Source organism: Streptomyces sp. BI87, assembly GCF_025957665.1.
GTDB classification, from domain to species: Bacteria; Actinomycetota; Actinomycetes; order Streptomycetales; family Streptomycetaceae; genus Streptomyces; species Streptomyces albidoflavus.
The window spans coordinates 4375350-4394593 of sequence record NZ_CP110079.1; the positions used below are offsets into that span (position 1 = coordinate 4375350).

The 19244-nt window shown below is 73.2% G+C and carries 21 protein-coding genes; 9 read left to right on the plus strand and 12 right to left on the minus strand.

All coding sequences use genetic code 11. The features are described from left to right. Positions 1-14 precede the first annotated feature (14 nt). The 3 genes from OIM89_RS19510 to OIM89_RS19520 all read left to right on the plus strand — a co-directional run bounded on the left by OIM89_RS19510 (position 15) and on the right by OIM89_RS19520 (position 2268). Positions 15-1400, plus strand: coding sequence for a metallophosphoesterase (locus OIM89_RS19510; protein ID WP_047464779.1), 1386 nt, complete (start codon positions 15-17; stop codon positions 1398-1400). Between the two features lie 169 nt (positions 1401-1569). Further along, complete coding sequence (locus OIM89_RS19515; RefSeq protein ID WP_223124280.1) at positions 1570-2028, plus strand: ATP-binding protein; 459 nt, start codon at positions 1570-1572, stop codon at positions 2026-2028. Positions 2029-2121: 93 nt separating this feature from the next. Then, a complete protein-coding gene (locus OIM89_RS19520; RefSeq protein ID WP_175459114.1) occupies positions 2122-2268 on the plus strand; it encodes a hypothetical protein in 147 nt (48 codons plus the stop codon). 72 nt (positions 2269-2340) lie between these two features. Here OIM89_RS19520 and OIM89_RS19525 read toward each other — a convergent pair whose 3' ends face one another. The 8 genes from OIM89_RS19525 to OIM89_RS19560 form a co-directional block, all read right to left on the minus strand. Then, positions 2341-3219: a TetR/AcrR family transcriptional regulator gene (locus OIM89_RS19525; RefSeq protein WP_191835054.1), complete on the minus strand. Its 879-nt coding sequence runs from the start codon at positions 3217-3219 to the stop codon at positions 2341-2343. Positions 3220-3229: 10 nt separating this feature from the next. Continuing rightward, positions 3230-3706, minus strand: a complete 477-nt coding sequence (locus OIM89_RS19530; protein WP_030700167.1) for a thiol-disulfide oxidoreductase DCC family protein — start codon at positions 3704-3706, stop codon at positions 3230-3232. 5 nt (positions 3707-3711) lie between these two features. Then, positions 3712-4134 carry a hypothetical protein gene (locus OIM89_RS19535; protein ID WP_151169308.1) on the minus strand — a complete coding sequence of 141 codons (423 nt, stop codon included), beginning with the start codon at positions 4132-4134 and terminating at the stop codon, positions 3712-3714. Between the two features lie 172 nt (positions 4135-4306). Next, positions 4307-5065, minus strand: a complete 759-nt coding sequence (locus tag OIM89_RS19540; protein WP_023419107.1) for a succinate dehydrogenase iron-sulfur subunit — start codon at positions 5063-5065, stop codon at positions 4307-4309. Further along, a complete protein-coding gene (gene sdhA, locus OIM89_RS19545; protein WP_030700165.1) occupies positions 5065-6819 on the minus strand; it encodes a succinate dehydrogenase flavoprotein subunit in 1755 nt (584 codons plus the stop codon). Before sdhA ends, OIM89_RS19540 begins: the two co-directional genes overlap by 1 nt. A gap of 22 nt (positions 6820-6841) precedes the next feature. Beyond that, positions 6842-7318, minus strand: a complete 477-nt coding sequence (locus OIM89_RS19550; protein ID WP_264491474.1) for a succinate dehydrogenase hydrophobic membrane anchor subunit — start codon at positions 7316-7318, stop codon at positions 6842-6844. Positions 7319-7323: 5 nt separating this feature from the next. After that, positions 7324-7704, minus strand: coding sequence for a succinate dehydrogenase, cytochrome b556 subunit (gene sdhC, locus OIM89_RS19555; RefSeq protein WP_003948436.1), 381 nt, complete (start codon positions 7702-7704; stop codon positions 7324-7326). A 137-nt stretch (positions 7705-7841) separates the two neighbouring features. Next, positions 7842-8534, minus strand: coding sequence for a 2-oxo-4-hydroxy-4-carboxy-5-ureidoimidazoline decarboxylase (locus tag OIM89_RS19560; RefSeq protein WP_030700163.1), 693 nt, complete (start codon positions 8532-8534; stop codon positions 7842-7844). Between the two features lie 293 nt (positions 8535-8827). Between OIM89_RS19560 and OIM89_RS19565 the strand changes: the two genes are divergently transcribed. From OIM89_RS19565 to OIM89_RS19575, 3 genes are all read left to right on the plus strand, one after another. After that, a complete protein-coding gene (locus OIM89_RS19565; protein WP_037665458.1) occupies positions 8828-10519 on the plus strand; it encodes a beta-N-acetylhexosaminidase in 1692 nt (563 codons plus the stop codon). 170 nt (positions 10520-10689) lie between these two features. After that, positions 10690-11532 carry a DUF4328 domain-containing protein gene (locus tag OIM89_RS19570; RefSeq protein WP_052230960.1) on the plus strand — a complete coding sequence of 281 codons (843 nt, stop codon included), beginning with the start codon at positions 10690-10692 and terminating at the stop codon, positions 11530-11532. Between the two features lie 177 nt (positions 11533-11709). After that, positions 11710-12216, plus strand: a complete 507-nt coding sequence (locus OIM89_RS19575; protein ID WP_151169310.1) for a hypothetical protein — start codon at positions 11710-11712, stop codon at positions 12214-12216. A 7-nt stretch (positions 12217-12223) separates the two neighbouring features. Here the strand turns inward: OIM89_RS19575 and OIM89_RS19580 are convergent, their stop codons facing one another. The 3 genes from OIM89_RS19580 to OIM89_RS19590 form a co-directional block, all read right to left on the minus strand. Then, positions 12224-13321: a DUF4185 domain-containing protein gene (locus OIM89_RS19580; RefSeq protein WP_264491475.1), complete on the minus strand. Its 1098-nt coding sequence runs from the start codon at positions 13319-13321 to the stop codon at positions 12224-12226. A gap of 35 nt (positions 13322-13356) precedes the next feature. Beyond that, positions 13357-14346, minus strand: a complete 990-nt coding sequence (locus OIM89_RS19585) for an alpha/beta hydrolase (protein ID WP_047464800.1) — start codon at positions 14344-14346, stop codon at positions 13357-13359. 87 nt (positions 14347-14433) lie between these two features. Further along, positions 14434-15408, minus strand: coding sequence for an ArsR/SmtB family transcription factor (locus tag OIM89_RS19590; protein ID WP_030698478.1), 975 nt, complete (start codon positions 15406-15408; stop codon positions 14434-14436). A 171-nt stretch (positions 15409-15579) separates the two neighbouring features. Between OIM89_RS19590 and OIM89_RS19595 the strand changes: the two genes are divergently transcribed. The 3 genes from OIM89_RS19595 to OIM89_RS19605 all read left to right on the plus strand — a co-directional run bounded on the left by OIM89_RS19595 (position 15580) and on the right by OIM89_RS19605 (position 18339). Next, positions 15580-16353, plus strand: coding sequence for a glycosyltransferase family 2 protein (locus tag OIM89_RS19595; protein WP_030698479.1), 774 nt, complete (start codon positions 15580-15582; stop codon positions 16351-16353). Between the two features lie 313 nt (positions 16354-16666). Continuing rightward, positions 16667-17332, plus strand: coding sequence for an RNA polymerase sigma factor (locus OIM89_RS19600; RefSeq protein WP_030698480.1), 666 nt, complete (start codon positions 16667-16669; stop codon positions 17330-17332). Continuing rightward, a complete protein-coding gene (locus tag OIM89_RS19605) occupies positions 17332-18339 on the plus strand; it encodes a hypothetical protein (RefSeq protein ID WP_264491476.1) in 1008 nt (335 codons plus the stop codon). The genes OIM89_RS19600 and OIM89_RS19605 overlap by 1 nt, the downstream gene beginning before the upstream one ends. Here the strand turns inward: OIM89_RS19605 and OIM89_RS19610 are convergent. After that, entirely contained in the window at positions 18336-19232 is an 897-nt protein-coding gene (locus OIM89_RS19610; protein WP_047464808.1) for an NAD(P)-dependent oxidoreductase, read from the minus strand. The two genes, OIM89_RS19605 and OIM89_RS19610, sit on opposite strands and share 4 nt — an antisense overlap. Positions 19233-19244: the final 12 nt, after the last annotated feature.

Here is a 19244-nt window from a genome sequence, read left to right on the forward strand (position 1 = left end):
ACCGAACGAGCGCCATGAACCCCCTCTTCGTCGTCGTCGCCTGCGCCGTCCTGGCCTCGCTGGTGGCCCTGCACTGGTACGTCTGGCGCCGCATGGTCCGGGACACCACCCGGCCCGGCTCGCCCGTGCGCCACGTCGCCACGGCGCTCTTCGTCCTCGGCCCGGTGCTCTTCGTCGGCGCCTTCGCCACCGGCCGCTCCGGCCTGCCGTTCCTGGTCAAGCAGATCGTGGCCTGGCCCGGCTACCTCTGGGCCGCCGTCTTCCTCTACCTCCTCCTGGCCCTCCTCGCCGGCGAGCTGGTCCGCCCGCTGCTGCTGCGCATGCGGGCACCGGGGGAGCGGGGACGTGAGGCCGGCCCGGCGACCCCGGCCGAGCCCGCCGACCCCGCCGAGCCCTCGGCTCCGGTGGACTCCACGGGTACGGGTACGGGCGCCGGCACCGCTACCGGCACCGCCACCGGCGGCTGCGCCGTCGCCGAGCCGGCCACCGCGACCGCTCCGGCCGCCCCGGCGCCCCCGGCCCCGCCCGCCGGCACCCTGCCGCCCGGCGACCCGGACCCGAAGCCCCGCCCCACCCCCTCCCGCCGCCTCTTCGTCTCCCGGATCGTCGGCGGGACGGCCGCCGCCGTCGCCCTCGGCACGGTCGGCGCCGGAACGTACGGCGTACTGCGCGGACCCAGGCTCAAGCACGTCACGGTGCCGCTGGCCAAGCTGCCGCGCGCCGCCCACGGCTACCGCATCGCCGTCGTCAGCGATGTCCACCTCGGGCCGATACTCGGCCGGGGGCACACCCAGCGCATCGTCGACACGGTCAACTCCGCCCAGCCCGACCTCATCGCCGTCGTCGGCGACCTGGTCGACGGCAGCGTGGCGGAGCTGGGCCACGCCGCCGAACCCCTCGCCCAGCTGCGGGCCCGCGACGGCAGCTACTTCGTCACCGGCAACCACGAGTACTTCTCCGGCGCCGCCGAGTGGGTCGACCACGTCCGCGAGCTGGGGCTGCGCCCGCTGGAGAACGCCCGCGTGGAGAAGGCCGGCTTCGACCTCGCCGGGGTCAACGACGTGGCGGGCGAGAGCTACGGCCAGGGCCCCGACTTCGTCCGCGCCCTCGGCGACCGGGACCGCTCCCGGGCCAGCGTCCTCCTCGCCCACCAGCCGATCGTCATCGACGAGGCGGTCGAGCACGGCGTCGATCTCCAGCTCTCCGGCCACACCCACGGCGGCCAGCTCTGGCCCGGCAACCTCATCGCCGGCCTCGCCAACCCGACCGTCGAGGGCCTGGAGCGATACGGCGACACCCAGCTCTACGTCTCCCGGGGTGCGGGCGCCTGGGGCCCGCCGGTACGGGTCGGCGCCCCCTCCGACATCACGATCGTCCAGCTCGCCGCCAAGCGGAGCTGACCCTTCCGACCCCCTCGGCGGGCCGTGGGCGCCTTTTTCCGCCCGCTGCCCGCCGAAACAGCGGGCCACCACCCGCCGGGCCGCTCCGGAGTGATCCGTGGGCGGCCCGCGGCGTTCTTCTTCCTCCTTTGACGTTGCGTCATGTGAGAGAAGTGTGTGCACTGTGGGGATGACGGAGTCGGTTGTGCTGAGACGCAAGGCGTTCCGGCTGCCCCGGCACCCCGCTTCGGTGGGTGAGGCCAGGCACCGGACCGGGGGCCATCTGGCCAGTTGGGGACACCCGCCACGGAGCGCGATACGCGAGGAGACCGTCCTGCTGGTCTCCGAACTCGCCGCCGACACCGTCCTCCACGGCCCCCGCGACGAACCCGACTTCGAGGTCGCCGTCACCGTCCTCGCCCACGGCTCCTGCCTCGTCGAGGTCTCCGACGGCATCCCCGACGAGGCCGTCCTCCCCACCCCCGACCCCGACCAGTCCCCCGGCGTCCCGTCCCCCACCACACCCCCCGACACCCTCCTCCCCGGCCACGCCCGCACGGTGGTCACGGCCGTCGCGGAGGCGTGGGGCGTCCGCGACCGGGGGCGGTACGGGAAGACGGTGTGGGCGCTGGCGACGGTCGCACCATGACGCCTCCGGCTCCACACCGCGGGTCCCGTCGGCAAGATCGGTTCCTTCGCCGGGCAGGCATTCGACGCGCTGGCGGGTGGCGACGGCGAAGACATGGCCGAACGAAAGCTGGTGTGGCACGCGGGCCAGGAGAAGGTCATGGATTCCCGAGGCGGCACCGTGGACATCCGCGCCGAATGGCTCGACCGGCGCCTCGCTTTCACCTACGCCCTGATCGGTGATGCCCCGGTTCCTCGCTGAACTAGGGCTGGGAAGCGCGACCATCGCGGGGTTTCCCAAGGCGCCCATCCCCGCCTTCACCGGGACCGGTGCTCAGTGCCCGGCAGAGGGGGAGGTTTCGTTCCGCTGTGGTGTGTCCGTGGGATCGGGCGCAGCTTCCCCGCCCGCCTTCCGTCGTTCCCTGGCGCTGAGCGTCTCGCTCGCCCCCGGCAGGAAGTCCATCAGCAGTTCGTGCACCTCCCGCACCAGCGGCCGTAGCACCCGGAACCGCGACAAGCTCACCCCCCGGGCCGTCAGCCGCGCCCCCCGCACCGCGAGCCTGCGGGTGCGTTCCGTGTCCGGGGAGGAGTCGAAGACCCAGTAGAGGACGAGGCCCATCTGGGCCAGCCACATCAGTTCGGGGAGGAGGGTGGCCAGTTCGGCGGGGGGCTTGGCGCGGGAGCCGGTGAGGACCTCGCGTTGGATGGCGATGGCGGCGTCGCGGGCGGGGGAGGAGTCGGTGGAGAAGGGGCTCAGGGGGCTGGCGGGGTCGGCGGCGTTCTTGAAGAACTGGGCGGCGAACTCGTGGTATGGGGCCGCGATGTCGAGCCAGGCGGTGAGGACCCCGGCGAAGCGCTCCTCCAGGCCCGTCTCGCGCGCGAGGACCGGGGCCACGGCCGCCCGGTGTTCGTCGGCGATGCGGTCGTAGAAGCCCTGGACCAGGTGTTCCTTGGAGGCGAAGTAGTAGTACGTGTTGCCGGTGGAGACGCCGGCCTCGCGGGCGATGGCGCGCATCGTGGTCTTGTCGAAGCCGCGCTCCTGGAAGAGGCGCAGGGCCGTCTCCAGGATCAGGGTGCGGGTCTGCTCGCTCTTGGCGGTCCGGCCGTCCGGCTCCTTGGCCGCCGGGGCCGCCGTACCCGCCCGTGCCGACGGGGCGGCCGCCCCCCGCGCGCTCGCCCCGTCGTGTTCCTCGCTGGTCTTCTTGCCTGCCACGCGTCCGAGCCTAGCCGTCCGCCGGGCAGGTCGTGTCGCACCCCGGGGGCTCGAAGACCCAGCCCGTACGGGGGTCGTACCGCCATCCGTCCGTGGCCGGGTAACTGGTCCCGCCCCACTGCCGGGTGGTCTCCCGCAGGCGGGCGGCGGCCAGGACCGCGCCCCGGGCCAGGAGGGCGCCGGAGGTGGTGGTGGCGAGGCGGTGGGCGAGGGCGCGGTAGCCGTCCAGGGCCCACAGGACGGTGATCCAGGCCGCCGTCCCCCGGAAGACCTGGCCGCCGTCGCCCACCACGGTGATCTCGTCCAGGGTGGCCGCGTGGTCCAGGCCCGGCAGCAGCTCCCTGGCCCGCTCGGACCCGGCCGGGACCAGGTCGAGCGGGACGAGCTGGCGGCGGCGCTCCAGCCAGCCGCGCAGCTGGGTGCAGAGCGGGCACCCGGCGTCGTACAGCACGGTCAGCCGCCGTACGGGCCGGTGGGTGGCGGGCACCGGGGTCAGCCCTTGGCCGGGGCGGCGAACGGGCCGGCGGTGAGGTGGGCGTCGGGGGTGACCGGCGGGTGGGTCTCCTGGTCGCGGATGCCGCGGCGGCGGATTTTGGAGAGGACCCAGACGTTGCCCAGGTGGAGGACGCCGAGGACCAGCAGGACCACGCCGAGCTTGGCGGAGAGTTCCTCGAAGAGGGCGGCGGTGGAGGCGATGTCGTCGCCACCGCGCAGGTAGAGGGCGACGAAGCCGAGGTTGACGAGGTAGAAGCCGACCACCAGGAGGTGGTTGACGGCGTCGGCCAGCCGCTCGTCGCCGTGCAGGACGTCGGCGATGAAGAGGCGGCCGTTGCGGCTCAGCGTCCGGGCCACCCAGATCGTCAGGGCGATGCTGACGACCAGGTAGACGGCGTACGAGACCACTGTGAGGTCCATGTGCCCCACCCTTCTTGAACGTGTTCAAAAAGCTGTCACGCGTGACAGTAGACCTCTTTTTGAACATGTTCAAGAAAGCTGCCCCGGGCATGCCGAAGGCCCCGCCCCCGGACGTACCGGGAACGGGGCCTTCGGGCCTGAGCAGGGCTCTGAGCGGGTCCCTGAGGGAGGCTCAGTAGCGGCGCGTGATGAGCGCCTTCTTGACCTCGGCGATTGCCTTGGTGACCTCGATACCGCGCGGGCAGGCGTCCGTGCAGTTGAACGTGGTGCGGCAGCGCCACACGCCGTCCTTGTCGTTGAGGATCTCCAGCCGCTGCTCGCCGGCCTCGTCACGCGAGTCGAAGATGAAGCGGTGGGCGTTGACGATGGCGGCCGGACCGAAGTACTGGCCGTCGTTCCAGAAGACCGGGCACGACGAGGTGCACGCGGCGCACAGGATGCACTTGGTGGTGTCGTCGAACCGCTCGCGGTCCTCGGCCGACTGCAGGCGCTCCCGGGTCGGCTCGTTCCCCTTGGTGACCAGGAACGGCATGACGTCCCGGTACGCCTGGAAGAACGGCTCCATGTCCACCACGAGGTCCTTGAGGACCGCGAGACCCTTGATGGGCTCGACCGTGATGGGCTTCTCCGGGTTGATGTCCTTGATCAGCGTCTTGCACGCGAGGCGGTTGCGGCCGTTGATGCGCATGGCGTCGGAGCCGCAGATGCCGTGGGCGCAGGAGCGGCGGAACGTCAGGGTCCCGTCCATCTCCCACTTGACCTTGTGGAGCGCGTCGAGGACCCGCTCCTTGGGGTCGATCTCCAGGACGAAGTCCTCCCAGGTGACCTCGTCGGAGACCTCGGGCAGGAACCGGCGCACGCGCAGCGTGATCGTGATCAGGTGGGACGCGGTGGCGTCCTGGACCGGCTTGTCGAGTACGGGGGTAGCCATCAGTACTTACGCTCCATCGGCTGGTAGCGGGTCTGGACGACCGGCTTGTAGTCGAGCCGGATCGACTCCTGGCCGTCGTCGCCGACCTCGCGGTACGCCATGGTGTGGCGCATGAAGTTGACGTCGTCGCGGTTGGGGAAGTCCTCGCGGTAGTGACCGCCGCGCGACTCCTTGCGGGCGAGGGCCGACTGCGCCATGACCTCGGCCAGGTCGAGCAGGTTGCCCAGCTCGATGGCCTCCAGCAGGTCCGTGTTGAAGCGGCGGCCCTTGTCCTGGACGGAGACGTTCTTGTACCGGGCGCGCAGCTCGGCGATCTTGTCGACGGCCGTCTTGATGGTCTGCTCGGTGCGGAAGACCATGACGTTGGCGTCCATCGTCTCCTGGAGCTCGGTGCGCAGTTCGGTGACGCGCTCCGTGCCGTTGGAGTCCCGCAGCCGCTCCACCATCTCGACCACCTGGGCGGCCGGGTTCTCCGGCAGCTCCACGTAGTCGTTGCTGTGGGAGTACTCGGCGGCGGCGATGCCCGCGCGACGCCCGAAGACGTTGATGTCGAGCAGCGAGTTGGTACCGAGGCGGTTGGCGCCGTGCACCGAGACGCAGGCGACCTCACCGGCGGCGTACAGGCCCGGGACGACCGTGGTGTTGTCCGCGAGGACCTCACCCTGGACGTTGGTGGGGATGCCGCCCATGGCGTAGTGCGCGGTGGGCTGGATCGGGATCGGGTCCGTGTAGGGCTCGATGCCGAGGTAGGTGCGCGCGAACTCGGTGATGTCCGGGAGCTTCGCGTCCAGCTGCTCCGGCGGCAGGTGGGTGAGGTCGAGGAAGACGTGGTCGCCCTCGGGGCCGCAGCCACGGCCCTCGCGGATCTCCGTGTAGATGGAGCGCGAGACGACGTCACGCGAGGCGAGGTCCTTCATGACGGGCGCGTACTTCTCCATGAAGCGCTCGCCGTCCTTGTTGCGGAGGATGCCGCCCTCACCGCGGGCGCCCTCGGTCAGGAGGATGCCCATGCGCCAGATGCCGGTCGGGTGGAACTGGAAGAACTCCATGTCCTCCAGCGGCAGGCCCCGGCGGAAGCAGGCGGCCTGGCCGTCACCGGTCAGCGTGTGCGCGTTCGACGTCACCTTGAAGAACTTGCCGGTGCCGCCGGAGGCGTAGACGACCGACTTGGCCTGGAAGACGTGGATCTCGCCGGTGGCCAGCTCGTAGGCGACGACGCCGGCGGACTTCTTGACCCCGTCGACCTCGGTGATGAGCTGGTCCAGGACGTAGAACTCGTTGAAGAACTCCACGCCCTCCTTGACGCAGTTCTGGTACAGCGTCTGGAGGATCATGTGGCCGGTGCGGTCGGCCGCGTAGCACGCGCGGCGGACCGGGGCCTCGCCGTGGCTGCGGGTGTGACCGCCGAAGCGGCGCTGGTCGATCCGGCCCTCGGGCGTCCGGTTGAACGGCAGGCCCATCTTCTCGAGGTCCAGGACCGCGTCGATGGCCTCCTTCGCCAGGATCTCGGCGGCGTCCTGGTCGACCAGGTAGTCACCGCCCTTGACCGTGTCGAAGGTGTGCCACTCCCAGTTGTCGTCCTCGACGTTGGCGAGGGCGGCGGCCATGCCGCCCTGGGCCGCGCCGGTGTGGGAGCGGGTCGGGTAGAGCTTGGTCAGCACGGCGGTGCGGCTGCGCTTCGTCGCCTCGATGGCGGCGCGCATGCCGGCGCCGCCGGCGCCGACGATGACGGTGTCGTACTTGTGGATCTTCATGTCGGTTGCCTCAGCCCCGTGCCTAGCGGATGTTCGGGTCGAAGGTGAAGATCACCAGCGTGCCCAGCAGAATGGTGAACACCGTGGCCGTGTAGAGCAGGCCCTTCAGCCACAGTCGGGTGTTGGCGCGCTCGGCGTAGTCGTTGATGACGGTGCGCAGGCCGTTGGAGCCGTGCAGCATCGCCAGCCAGAGCATGGCCAGGTCCCAGACCTGCCAGAACGGGGACGCCCAGCGGCCGGCCACGAAGGCGAAGCCGATCTTGGAGACGCCGCCGTCCAGCACGAGCTGGATCAGCAGGTGGCCGATGACCAGGACGACGAGGACGACACCGGACAGGCGCATGAAGAGCCACGCGGCCAGTTCGAAGTTGCCGCGGGTCGACTTGGGCGTCTTGCGGGTGCGCTGGCGGGGCGGCTCGATGATCGGCGCGGGGTGGTCGACGTCGTAGAGGGAAGCGCCCTCGACGGGGCCGACGGCGGCGTTGGTCTCAGTGAACATCAGCGTCAGCTCCCGAACACTTCGCGTACGGCGTGGCCGAGGACGGGGTACAGGGCCCCGACCATCAGAACGAGCCACACTCCCACCACGGACCACAGCATCTGCTTCTGGTAGCGGGCGCCCTTCGACCAGAAGTCGACGGCGATCACCCGCAGGCCGTTGAGCGCGTGGAAGAGCACGGCGGCGACGAGGCCGTACTCCAGCAGGGCGACGATGGGCGTCTTGTAGGTGGCAACGACCTCGTCGTACGCCTCGGGAGAGACGCGGACGAGAGCGGTGTCCAGCACGTGTACGAACAGGAAGAAGAAAATGAGGACGCCGGTGACTCGATGAGCCACCCAGGACCACATTCCTTCCCGGCCGCGGTACAGCGTTCCAGCCGGCACGGAAGAACCCTCCGGGGAAAGGATTTGGGGCCTGCCGGCTTCCTAGGTCGGTCTTGGCCCGGCCGGGTACGGTCCACCGGCCCTGGACATCGTAGCGACGTGTTGTCGGTTCCCTCGCGCCGGGGCCTTCGGTGTGATCAAACTGGCACGTACGGGCTATCAGGACGCCCCGAATCCCGCGATTCCGGGCATACGGCGTCTTCTGGCGACCCGTACGGGCGGTCAGGGCCGTGCCTGCCGGGGGCGGGGAGCGAGGCCGCCGGCCGGGCCGCGCCCGCCGCCCGGCGGGCCAGCCGCCCCCGGACCAGGCGCCGCAGCTCCTCGGTGGCCAGCGCCAGCTCGGCCTCCTCGTCGTGGTCGAGGCGGGTGTGGATCGCGGTCAGCCGCTGGTTCAGGGCGTGCGCCGCGCTCGCCCCGTCCAGGCAGACGACGAAGGGGAAGCGGAACTTCGCCGCGTACGCCGTCTGGGCGTGGGCCAGCGCGGTGTCCGCCGCCGAGTAGCCGCTCGGCGGGGCGGCGGAGCGGTCGGCCTCGCCGGTCAGCGCCTCGCGGCGGTCGCCGGGCGGCAGATCGTAGAGCGCCTCGTCGCTCGCGGCGAGCAGGGCCGCGACGTCCGGGTACGGGCGGTGGACCGCCAGCCGCTTCGCCCAGGCCGGGCTGGCGCAGCAGGTCAGGAGCGCGGCGACGGCCCGGTCGGCCGGGTCCGAGTTGAGCCGGGCGAGTCCGGGCGGCACCGTGGGGTAGCCGGGTACGGCCGGGGCGTGGGTGCTCCGGCCTCGTTCTGCGGGCAGCGTGCGCTCCTCGTACGGGGGCGGGGACAGCGCCGCCACGCTAGCGAGGGATGACGGAAAGAGTCCGACGCATGCGCGAATTTCATCCGAACGGGAGAGTTTCGAGACGTTTCGTGGACGCCCGCACGCTGCGCTGACACCCCCGACCGAGCGATTTCCCGCCGCCGGCGGCGCCCGGGCGTGTCCCTCGCGCTCCCCGCGCCCCCACCCGCTCCACCGGACGGGTGACCCGCCCCCACCGCACCCCGTTCACCCGGACGGACCAACCCCCGCCCCCGAACCCGCACTCCCCCTCCCCAGATCCGCCAGCCCCTACGACGTACGGAGCCTCCATGGACGCCGACCGCCCGCGCGAACCGCAGGACCCCGACGGCCCCCACGCGCCCGGTGGTGGCTCGACCCCGGCCCGGCCGCGCGGCCACCGCAAGCCGTCCGGCGGGCGGGCCCGGTACCTCGCGGGCATCGCCGCGGTGGTCGTCGCCGGGGCCGCCGCGCTGGCCGTCGCGTTCTGGCCGCACGAGGACCGGGCCCCCGACGGCTCCACCCCGGACGGCGGCTCCGCCGAGGCGCCGGTCCGCGACCCTTCCTCGTACCCGGTGTCGAAGGAGCCCGCCACCGTCCCCTCGGTGCGCGAGCACGAGGCGGCGCGTGGACCCGGGTGGAAGCCGGGGGAGGGCAGCAGAGTCGTCGTCGCCGACGGGCAGCTGGCCGACGAGGGCCGGCTGCTCGCCCGCGAGCTGAACGTCGACTACGGCGGCGAGGCCGAGCCCGAGCGCGGCGACGTCCGCCTCGACGTGGAGGGCGACACCCCCGGCGGCCCCCAGTCGTACGAGCTGCGGGTCGCCGACGGCCAGGTCCGGATCACCGCGCCCGACCAGGCCGGCGTCTTCTACGGCACCCGCACCCTCAAGCAGGCGCTGCGCACCGGGTCGAGCGCGCCCGAGGGCGTGATCAAGGACGCCCCGGCCAAGCCGCAGCGGGGCTTCATGCTGGACATCGCCCGCAAGCCCTACCCGGTCGACTGGATCGAGGACCGGATACGCGAGCTGGGCGACCTCAAGTACAACCAGCTCTCGCTCCACTTCTCCGACGACCAGGCGTTCCGGATCGAGTCCGAGAGCCACCCCGAGATCGTCTCGGACGACCACCTCACCAAGGACCAGGTCCGCCGCCTGCTCAAGGTCGCCGCCGAGCGGCACATCACCGTCATCCCCGAGATCGACTCCCCGGGCCACCTCGGCGCCGTCATCAAGGCCCACCCGGACCTCCAGCTCCGCGCCGCGGGCGGCGACACCCCGCGCGGCGCCATCGACATCGCCAACCCGGACTCCGCCCGCATCGTCGACGACCTGCTGAAGGAGTACGCGGAGCTCTTCAAGGGCGGCTACTGGCACCTCGGCGCCGACGAGTACCCGGCCCTGATGGCGCAGAACCCCGAGCAGTCCTACCCCCAGCTGGCCCGCGCCGCCCGCGAGAAGCACGGGCAGAACGCCCGCGTCGAAGACCTCGCCACCAGCTGGGTCGCCGACCGGGCCGCCACCATGCGCCCCTTCGACCGCACCCTCAAGGTCTGGAACGACGGCCTCTTCGCCGACACCCAGGTCGAGCCGCCGAAGGGCCTGGAGGTCGAGTACTGGACCGGCAAGGAGATCGGCGCCCGCCCGCCCCTCCAGTACCTGGAGGAGGGGTTCAAGGTGATCAACATGAACGACGAGTACCTCTACTACGTGCTCGGCGAGCCCCAGACCTTCACCTATCCCACCGGCGAGCGGATCTACCGCGAGTGGACCCCGCTGGTGCTGCGCGGCTCCGAGCCGGTCGCCGGCCGCTGGAACGACCAGATCCTCGGCGCCCGCTTCGCCGTCTGGGGCGACATCGCGGGCGCCCAGACCACCGACGAGATCGCCGAGGGCATCCGGATGCCGCTCGCCGCCCTGGCCGAGAAGGTGTGGCACAGCGGCAAGCCGGAGCGGAGCTGGACCGAGTTCCGCCAGCTCGCCGACAAGGTGACGACGGAGGAGTGACCCGGCGGCCCACCCGCGTACCGGAAAAGAAGCTTCCGGAGGCGGCGCCGCTGCCTTACTCTTCGCTGGTCAACGCCCCGTCCGCCGCCGGATGACCGCGCACGGACGGGGCTTTCCGCTGTGCGCGGCCGCACGCCTCGGGGGAGGGGCGCGGGCGCACGGCTCCACCCGTGGGGGGTTCCTTCGTCATGCTCTGTGTCAGGTGCCGCACCGCCGAGGCCCGGCCGGACTCGGTGCGCTGCGAACTGTGCGAGGCCGCCGAACGGCTCGACGGCCGTACGCACCTCGGCGGCCGCAGGCGGGTCCCGGTCTCCGGCACCGCCGTGCTCCGCTCGCCGGTCGCCCTCGGCTGGGCGACCGCCGGGCTGTTCGCGCTGGTCGGTCTCACCGACCTGGTCGCCGCCGTGCTGGACCTGGTGATGGCGGGCTTCGCGGACCAGGCGGCGGGCGGAGACTGGTCCGTCGAGGACGACTGGACGGTGGCCGAGCGGTTCTCCGCGTACGCCACGTACTTCTGGTCGCTCGTGTACCTCTCCAGCGTCGTGGTCTTCCTCGTGTGGTTCCGCCGGACCCGGGTCAACGCCGAGGTCTTCGACCCGTACGGGCACACCATGCTGCGCGGCTGGGCGATCGGTGGCTGGTTCGTGCCGGTGGTCAGCCTGTGGTTCCCGCGCCGGATCGCCTCCGAGACCTGGTACGCCTCCGTTTCGCCGGCCGACCGGCGCGGCCCGCTGCTGCTCAACCTCTGGTGGGGCGCCTTCCTCCTCGACAACGCCGTCAGCCAGTTCGTCGCCCGCCAGCTGGACCGTGCCGAGGAAGTGGACGAGATCGCCCGCGCCTACCGGTACGTCGCCTACTCCGAGCTGTTCAGCGTCGTGCACGCGGTCATCGCCGTCCTCTTCGTGCTGGCGCTGACCGGGCGCCAGAACGCCCGCGCCCACCAGCCCTGGCCCCCGGCGGCGCCCGGGCCCGTCCCGGAGGTCCCGGACGCTCCGGCGCCCGAGAAGGTCTGAGCCCGGCGCGCGCCCGCGCGGCCCGCATCCCTCCGCCCGACGGGATGCGGGCTTTCGGTGGCGCGCGCGGCCCCTGATGTGCTGAAGTCGCCGCAGGCCCCCGGCCGGGAACGTTCGGGCACCCGAGCGGCGTCCCTGCCGGTGGAGTCACGCACACGAGCGCGGGGGAGCACGGTTATGGGGTACTGGGGCTATTACGTCGTGGCCAGGAGCGCCGCACCGCTCGACACACTGGCGGCCCTGCGGCCGGTCGGCGGAGCGCTGACCCTGCTGGAGCACCGGACCGACGACTGGCAGATCTGGGAGTGCCCCACCCAGGGCGGCCCCACCGACATCGGCAGCATGAACACCCTCGCCGAGGAGACCGGCCACCCCGCCCTCTTCGGCTACGTCATGGACAGCGCCTGCGTCGTCATCGAGGCGGCCGGGCCGGAGAGCGGCGGGTGGACCGCCTGCCTCGCCCGGGACGCGATGGCCCAGCGGCTGGCCGCCGACGGCCTCGCCGTCGAGGACTACTTCCTGGAGCCGCCCGACGCCGCCGACCGGGCCGTGGCCTGGGCCGCCGAGGCCGGGCACGAGGCGGCGTACCGGCCGCTGCTCGACACCTTCACCGCCCCGGCGGACCCCTTCGCCGAACCGCTCTTCTTCCGGTTCCTGGACCGGGTGAAGATTCTCCCGATGTGAGGCCCGGTCAGCGGGTCAGCCCGCGAATCCGGTACTGCATCACCCGGTAGTTCTGGGCGTCGTACCACTGGCTGACGGCCAGGTGCAGGTCCCCGGCGGTGGAGCCCGGGACGATGAAGCCGCCGTAGGGGCTGGCCACCGCGTTGCCGGTCTCGCGGCCCGGGACGGTGGGGACGATCGTGGTCTGCTCCGGTGTGGTGAAGAGGTTGGAGGTCGGCAGCGGGAAGAACTGTGCCCGCAGGTCGAGCGGGGCCATGTTGAGCCAGCTCAGCGCGTAGCCGCCGTCCATCGCGCGGAAGCAGATCTCGCCCCAGCGGCGGGCGGCGGTCACCGTGGTCGGCGGGTTCCCCCAGGCCCAGGCCCCGCCCGCGTACCCCCACGGCTCGTAAGCGGCCGGGTTCCCCAGGGCGTCCTGGCGGACCCGGTGCAGGAGCAGGCCGGAGGCGATGTCGCGGTTGAAGACGGTGGAGAGGACGTAGCAGTAGCCGTCGTCGGCGACCGCGTACGTCTTCTGCTGGAACTGGCCGCCGTACTGGTCGCCGGGCCACTGGCAGAGGTACTGCCAGGTCTCGCCGTTGTCGTCGGAGCGCCAGAAGTCGGAGTGGTGGGTCCGGTAGATCACGCCGCGCATCAGGTGCATGTACATGGTCGAGCCGACGGTGAAGACGTCGGAGGGGATGGCGGTGGTGCCGCCCTCGTGGCCCTCCGGGACCAGGCCCACCGCCCGGCCGCCGCCCACGCAGCCGTCGACGGTGAGGGCGGCCGGGTCGGCGTGCGAGGAGCGCAGCCCCACCGGCGAGCGCCAGTCCGGGCCGCCGACGCCCTCGCCGTCGAAGGTGTCCCCGCAGACCAGCAGCATCGAGCCGTCGGGGCAGCGCGCCGGAATGCCGAGGTCGGTCCAGGGGGCGCCGAAGCGCCCGGTCTGGGAGGGGCCCGTGAGGTCGCGGACCTTGGCGCCGGTGGCCCGCGCCCCCGGGGCCCACGCGGCGGCGTGCGCGCCCGGAGCGGCGGCGGCCAGGCCGGTCAGGGCGAGGCCGCCGCCCGCGGCGCCGCGCAGCAGCGCGCGGCGGGTCGGCCGCGGGCCGGGCGGGGTGGGTCCGTGCATGTCGGGCTCCCGGGAGGTCGGCGGAGGGGCGGCGGTCAGGCCTTGCGGAGGCGGGCGACGATCCCGTCCAGGTCGCGGATGAACAGGTCGGGGCGGACGAAGTGGCCGCCGGGGACCTCGTGCCCCTCGTGCGGGATGCCGGCCGCGCCGAGCACGCTCTTGAACTCCCGTTGCCCGGCGAGGACTTGCGTCTCGTTGACGGTGTCGAACCAGTTGACCGGGTCGGGGCTGGTGCCCGCGACCAGGAAGACCCGCTTGTTCCGGTAGCTCTCGACGCGCTGCACCGGGTTGTCGGCGCTGACCCGGGCCTCGTCCCACAGGGGCGCGCCGTAGACCGTGCCGCCGCCCAGTTCCACCGCGGCCGAGGAGACGTTGGCCCAGTGCGTGACGAGCCCCGCGTCGCGGCGCAGGCTGGCCGGGCCGGAGTGCGAGCTGACCGAGGCGAAGTGGCCGTAGTACTTGGCGGCGTACTTCAGCGCGCCGAAGCCGCCCATCGAGAAGCCGGAGACGGCCCGGCCGTCGTACTCGGCGTAGGTGCGGAAGTTGGCGTCGATCCAGGGGAGCAGCTGGGCGATGTGGAAGGTCTCCCAGTTGCGCGGGCCCACGTTCGAGGAGACCGGGTTGGAGTACCAGCCGGCGGGGCCGCCGTCGGGCATGACGACGATGAGCGGCTTGCCGGCGGTCCAGGCGCGGATGCCCATCCGGTCGAAGGTGATGAAGTCCTGGCCGGTGCCGCCGCCGTGGAAGAGGTACAGCACGGGGTAGCGGCGCCCGCCGGCGTGGTAGCCGTCCGGGAGGAGGACGTTGACGCCGGGGTCCCAGCCGATCGCGTCGGTGGCGAAGCGGTAGTACCACATGCGCGCGTCGCTCTCGTTGCGGTCGACGATGCGCAGCCCGAAGCCGTCGCCGGCCGCGTGGGCGGCGGACGCCGACGCGAGGACACTGGTGGCGCCGAGCGCCGTGGTCGCGGTGAGCCCCGCGGCGGCCTTCAGAACGCCTCTGCGGGTGGGGCGGGACGTGCTCAACGTGGCCTCCGGAGGTGTGGGGGTCTGGCCGGGCAGGCACAGCGTGGGGGCGCTGCCTCCCCGGGCACAAGAGCCGTAAGGGAGGGCTTACGGCCGGTGTTCCTCGGCGGCCAGCAGGGCGCGGCCCTCGGCGGTCGCGAGGTGAAAGGAGCGGCCGGCGGTACGGACGGTGGTGATCAGGCCGGCCGCCCGCAGCACGTTCATGTGCTGACTGACCGCCGGGTGTGTCACCTGGAGCATCCGGGCCGCCTCCACGGTCGAACAGCCCGTGCCGGTGGCGCGCAGCAGCTCCGCCCGGGTCTGCCCGAGGAGGCGGCCGAGCGGCCCCGGTCCCGTCCGGGGCGCGGCCCAGCCCGGGGTGTGGCGGATGGGGTGGACCAGGACGGGCCGCAGCGTGCCGTCGGCGAGGGTGGTCGGGGCGGGCCAGCAGAAGAAGGACGGCTGGAGGACCAGCCCGCGCCCCTCCAGCCGCAGGCAGTGCTCGACCGGGTAGGTGACCTCCAGCACCGGGGGCCGCCAGCGGGCGTCGGGCCCGAGCCCGGACAGCAGCGCCTCGGTGCCGCCGTCCATCAGGTCCCGCAGCCGCCGCGCCCGGTCGGCCTCGACGTCCGCCCGTATCTGCCGCCAGTGCGGGACGAGGGCGCGTGCCTGGTACGCGTGGAGGGCGTCGCCGAGCCGCGTCAGCGTCTCCGTGTCCCCCCGGGCCAGCGAGGCCGCCCACACCGGCAGCCGCGCCGACCGGGCGAGCCGGGCCAGTTCCGCCCGCAGCCTCGCGGGCTCCGTCCCGAGCAGGGCCTCGACGGCGGCCCGGAACGTGGGCCGCTCCCCGGCGCTCGGCGTGAGGAAGTCCGGCGAGTAGCCGTACGGCGGCAGCAGCGGCGAGAGCAGTTCCCGGCTCTCCGGGAGGCGGGGCCGCGCCCACCGCCGCCAGGCGCCGAAGACCCGCTCCCCGTCCCTCCGCTGCAAGGTCTGCACGCTGTTGCTGATCTCCCACAGGAGGTCGGGGCCCGGGGCCACCCGGACCCGGGTGAGGTCCTCGGGCGTGAAGTGGATACGCAGCACCGCAGCTCCCTGCTCCGTCGCGAGGCGGGGAACGGCCTCTACCCGTCGGGGTGGGGGAGTATGCGGCACCGGTGGCGGCGGCCCCGCCCGGTGGGGAGGACCTGCGTGTCGCTCCCTGTTCGATCGCGATGTTTGAATGGACCGTCGTTCCGGCCGAGCAAGGAGAATCGCGTGCCCCTGGTGTCTGTCGTCATGCCCGTGTACAACTCGGCGGCAACGCTCGGCGCGGCGGTCCGGTCGGTCCTCACGCAGACCCACACCGACCTGGAGCTGCTGATCACCGACGACCAGTCGTCGGACGACTCCATGGAGCTGCTGCGGGAGTTCGCCCGGCAGGACGAGCGCGTGCTGCCCGAGACGGCGCCCGAGCGGGGTGGCGCGGGCCGCGCCCGCAACCTCGCCATGGAACGGGCCCGGGGCGACTACGTGGCCTTCCTCGACAGCGACGACATGTGGCTCCCGGAGAAGACCGAGCGGCAGCTCGCCTTCGCGCGCGAAGGCACCGCCCCGCTGACCTTCACCTCGTACTACAAGATGGACGCCGACTACGCGGGCGAGAGCACCGACTTCGCCCCGAACGGCCGGGTGATCCGCGCCCGGGCACACGTCGACTACCGCGCGATGCTGGTGCGGGACCACATCGGCGCCCTGACCGCCATGTACGACCGCTCCGTCCTCGGCACGCGGCTGATGCCGGAGATGCGCAAGCGCCAGGACTACGCCCTGTGGCTGTCGATCATGCGCGACGGCGCCGACGCCCGCGGCCTGGCCGAGCCGCTCGCCGTCTACCGGGCCGGCCAGGCGACCTCGCTCTCCTCCAACAAGCTCTCCCTGGTCCAGTACAACTGGGAGCTGTACCGCGAGCACGAGAAGCTCTCCGTCGCCCGGTCGGCGCGGGCCCTCGCCGGCGCGGTGTGGCAGTCGGTGCGGAACTCGCGGATCTAGGTTCTCCGTCCGGCGAGGCCCCGGAGCAGAACAACGGCCGGGGCCGCCACCCCCCACAGGAGTGACCCCGGCCGTTGCCGACGCGAGTCGCGGGCGACCCGTCTCTCCCTACTGCGCCGCCGGTGCGTTTTCTGTCACACCCCGGTGGGTGACAGGGTGACAGCGGGGTGTGCGGGGCGTGGACGGCGGGGGCGTGCAGGTCGTAGCGTGCTGGTCCGCGCGGGCGCGTTCGGTGGCAGGGGGTGCCGGGCATCCCCGAGGGGCCCGGCCGGGCCGGTGACGGCGCGGCCGACTAGTGGGGCAGGATGAGGGAGTGCTGGGGGACGACGCGGAGCTGACCGCCGCGGTTCACGCGGCGCAGGACGGGGACGAGAACGCCTTCCGGACTGTGTACCGCGCGGTGCAGCCGCGGCTGCTGGGATACGTGCGGACACTCGTCGGGGAGGCCGACGCCGAGGACGTGGCGTCGGAGGCGTGGTTGCAGATCGCGCGCGACCTCGACCGGTTCAGCGGCGACGCCGACCGGTTCCGGGGGTGGGCCGCGCGGATCGCCCGTAACCGCGCCCTCGACCACATCCGCATGCGCGGCCGCCGGCCCGCCATAGGGGGCGACGAAACCGAACTGACCGGCCGGGCCGCCGAGACGGACACCGCCGGTGAGGCCATGGAGGCGCTGTCGACGGGGGACACCCTCGCGCTGATAGCGCAACTCCCGCAGGACCAGGCCGAGGCGGTCGTCCTCCGCGTCGTCGTCGGCCTGGACGCCAAGAGCGCCGCCCACACGCTGGGCAAACGCCCCGGCGCCGTACGCACCGCCGCCCACCGGGGACTGAAGCGGCTCGGCGAACTCCTCGCCGACCGCACCGGCCGGAGCGAGGACACCCCCGGCTCCGTACCGCCCCAGAGGTCGCCGCACCGATCCCCGGCGACAACCGTCAGTGTGACGCGAACACCTCCGCGGACGCAGGAAGAAATGTGATGGCCGACGAGCACCACGGATGGCCGACCGAGGACGCCACCGAACGTTTGCTGCGCGGCGAGCACTCCGGCCCCGCCGACGCACCCCCCGACCCGCCGGAGGCCGCCGCCCTGCGGGCCGCGTTCGCGACGCTCACCGCGCCCGGCCCGGCCGAACAGGCCGCCGCCCGCGAGGAGGAGGCCGTCGCCGCCTTCCGCACCGCCCACCGGGAGACCGGGGCCGGTGTGGTGCGGCTCGGCCGCCCCGCCCCGGCACCCTCGCGCTGGGGGCGGCCGGTGCGGTTCGGACTGGCGGTGGCGCTGGGCGGGTTCATGATCGGCGGGGTGGCGATGGCCGCCGGTGCCGGCGTGCTGCCCTCCCCGTTCCGCGGGACCGAGAACCCGGCACCGGCCGCCTCCGTCTCCGCCGACAGCTCCTCGCCCGAGGTCCTGGTCTCCCCGGAGCCGGACCCGTCCGAGCCCGCCTCCCCGACTCCGCCCGACTCCCCGTCGCCGCCGGCGTCCTCGCCCGGCGAGCCGACCCCGGAGGAGGACGAGACCGACCCGCCCCGCTCGGGCACCCCGACACCCGAGAGCTCCCCGCACCCGGGCCGGACGCCCTCCCGGGGCGGCGGCTGGGACTGGGAGGAGCGCACCGAGACCGCCTGCCGCGCCTACGAGGACGGCACGATGGACGCCGAACACCGCCGCCGCCTGGAGCGGCTGGCCAAGGGTGGCCCCGGCGCGATCGAACGGTTCTGCCGCGGCGTCCTCGACCTGCCTCGACAGGAGCCCCAGTTGACCCTCCCGGCCGTCCCGGTGCCGGGCACCGGCGGCGACCGCCCCGACGGCGGCACCCCGGATTTCGGGTACGCCCCGTCTCCGTCGACCGGTGACGGTGAGGACGCGGAGGACGGGGCGGGGCCGGAGGAAGAGGGCCAGGACGAGGGCCAGGACGAGGGCGACGGCACCGGGGAGTCCGGCGCGCCCACGCCCTGGCCCGTACCGTCCGGGGACAACAGCCCCTAAGGCTTCCGGAACTGCTCCACCAGTGCCGAGTAGCCGCTCTCGGCGTGCCCGTCCGCGACCGCGCGGTCGGCCAGGAGCTGGAAGAGGCGGGGGAGTTCGGCGTTGACGCCGAGGGCTTCGCTCTCCTCGGCGAGGTGGCGCATGGCCTCCTGGTGAACGGTGAGGGTGGCGTCGCCCGCCGGGTGGGAGCCCGCGTCGACCTCGGGGGCGGCGGCGGTGACGTAGCCGGCGACCACGGTGGTCATCCGGGCGGCGAGCGGGGCGAAGGTCTCGGCGCGGACGCCCGCCGTGCCGAGCAGGGCCGCGCCGTGCAGGAAGCCGTTGAGGACGCCCCACATGATGCCGAGCAGGGACAGGTCGTGGAGGGCGGCGAGACCGGGGTCGGAGTCGAGGTAGGTGGTGCCGGCCGGGCTCAGGGCGCGCAGGGCCGGCTCGTGCGGGGTGAAGGCGTCGCGCGGGCCGCTGTAGAGGAGGACCGCGTCGTCGGTGGCGATGTCCTCGGGTACGGCCATGATCGCGCCGTCGAGGAAGGCCGCGCCCCGCTCCTTCGCCCAGGCGGCGTTGGCGCGGGCCTGGGCGGAGGTGCCGGTGGTGAGGTTCACCAGGGTGCGGCCGGCGAGGGCGCCCTCCAGCGGGTCGAGGAGCTGGTGCACGGCCTCGTCGTCGGCGACGCAGACCACCACGAGCGGGGCGGCGGCCACCGCCTCCGCGACCGATCCGGCGCGGCGCGCGCCCCGGACGACCAGGGCGTCGGCCTTGCCGGGAGACCGGTTCCAGACGGTGGTGGGGTGGCCCGCCGCGAGGAAGGCGGCGGCCAGGGCGCCGCCCATCCGGCCGAGGCCCAGGACGGTCACGGCGGCGGGGGCGGTGCTGCTGTGCGGGGGCGTGGACATGGCGGGTCTCCT

Coding starts and splice junctions, on each gene's coding strand:
- OIM89_RS19605 (WP_264491476.1), top strand. CDS start 17,332: ATGGCCGACGAGCACCACGGATGGCCGACCGAGGACGCCACCGAACGT.
- OIM89_RS19575 (WP_151169310.1), top strand. CDS start 11,710: ATGGGGTACTGGGGCTATTACGTCGTGGCCAGGAGCGCCGCACCGCTC.
- OIM89_RS19515 (WP_223124280.1), top strand. CDS start 1,570: ATGACGGAGTCGGTTGTGCTGAGACGCAAGGCGTTCCGGCTGCCCCGG.
- OIM89_RS19610 (WP_047464808.1), bottom strand. CDS start 19,232: ATGTCCACGCCCCCGCACAGCAGCACCGCCCCCGCCGCCGTGACCGTC.
- OIM89_RS19580 (WP_264491475.1), bottom strand. CDS start 13,321: ATGCACGGACCCACCCCGCCCGGCCCGCGGCCGACCCGCCGCGCGCTG.
- OIM89_RS19565 (WP_037665458.1), top strand. CDS start 8,828: ATGGACGCCGACCGCCCGCGCGAACCGCAGGACCCCGACGGCCCCCAC.
- OIM89_RS19535 (WP_151169308.1), bottom strand. CDS start 4,134: ATGGACCTCACAGTGGTCTCGTACGCCGTCTACCTGGTCGTCAGCATC.
- sdhA (WP_030700165.1), bottom strand. CDS start 6,819: ATGAAGATCCACAAGTACGACACCGTCATCGTCGGCGCCGGCGGCGCC.
- OIM89_RS19510 (WP_047464779.1), top strand. CDS start 15: ATGAACCCCCTCTTCGTCGTCGTCGCCTGCGCCGTCCTGGCCTCGCTG.
- OIM89_RS19550 (WP_264491474.1), bottom strand. CDS start 7,318: ATGTTCACTGAGACCAACGCCGCCGTCGGCCCCGTCGAGGGCGCTTCC.
- OIM89_RS19540 (WP_023419107.1), bottom strand. CDS start 5,065: ATGGCTACCCCCGTACTCGACAAGCCGGTCCAGGACGCCACCGCGTCC.
- OIM89_RS19520 (WP_175459114.1), top strand. CDS start 2,122: ATGGCCGAACGAAAGCTGGTGTGGCACGCGGGCCAGGAGAAGGTCATG.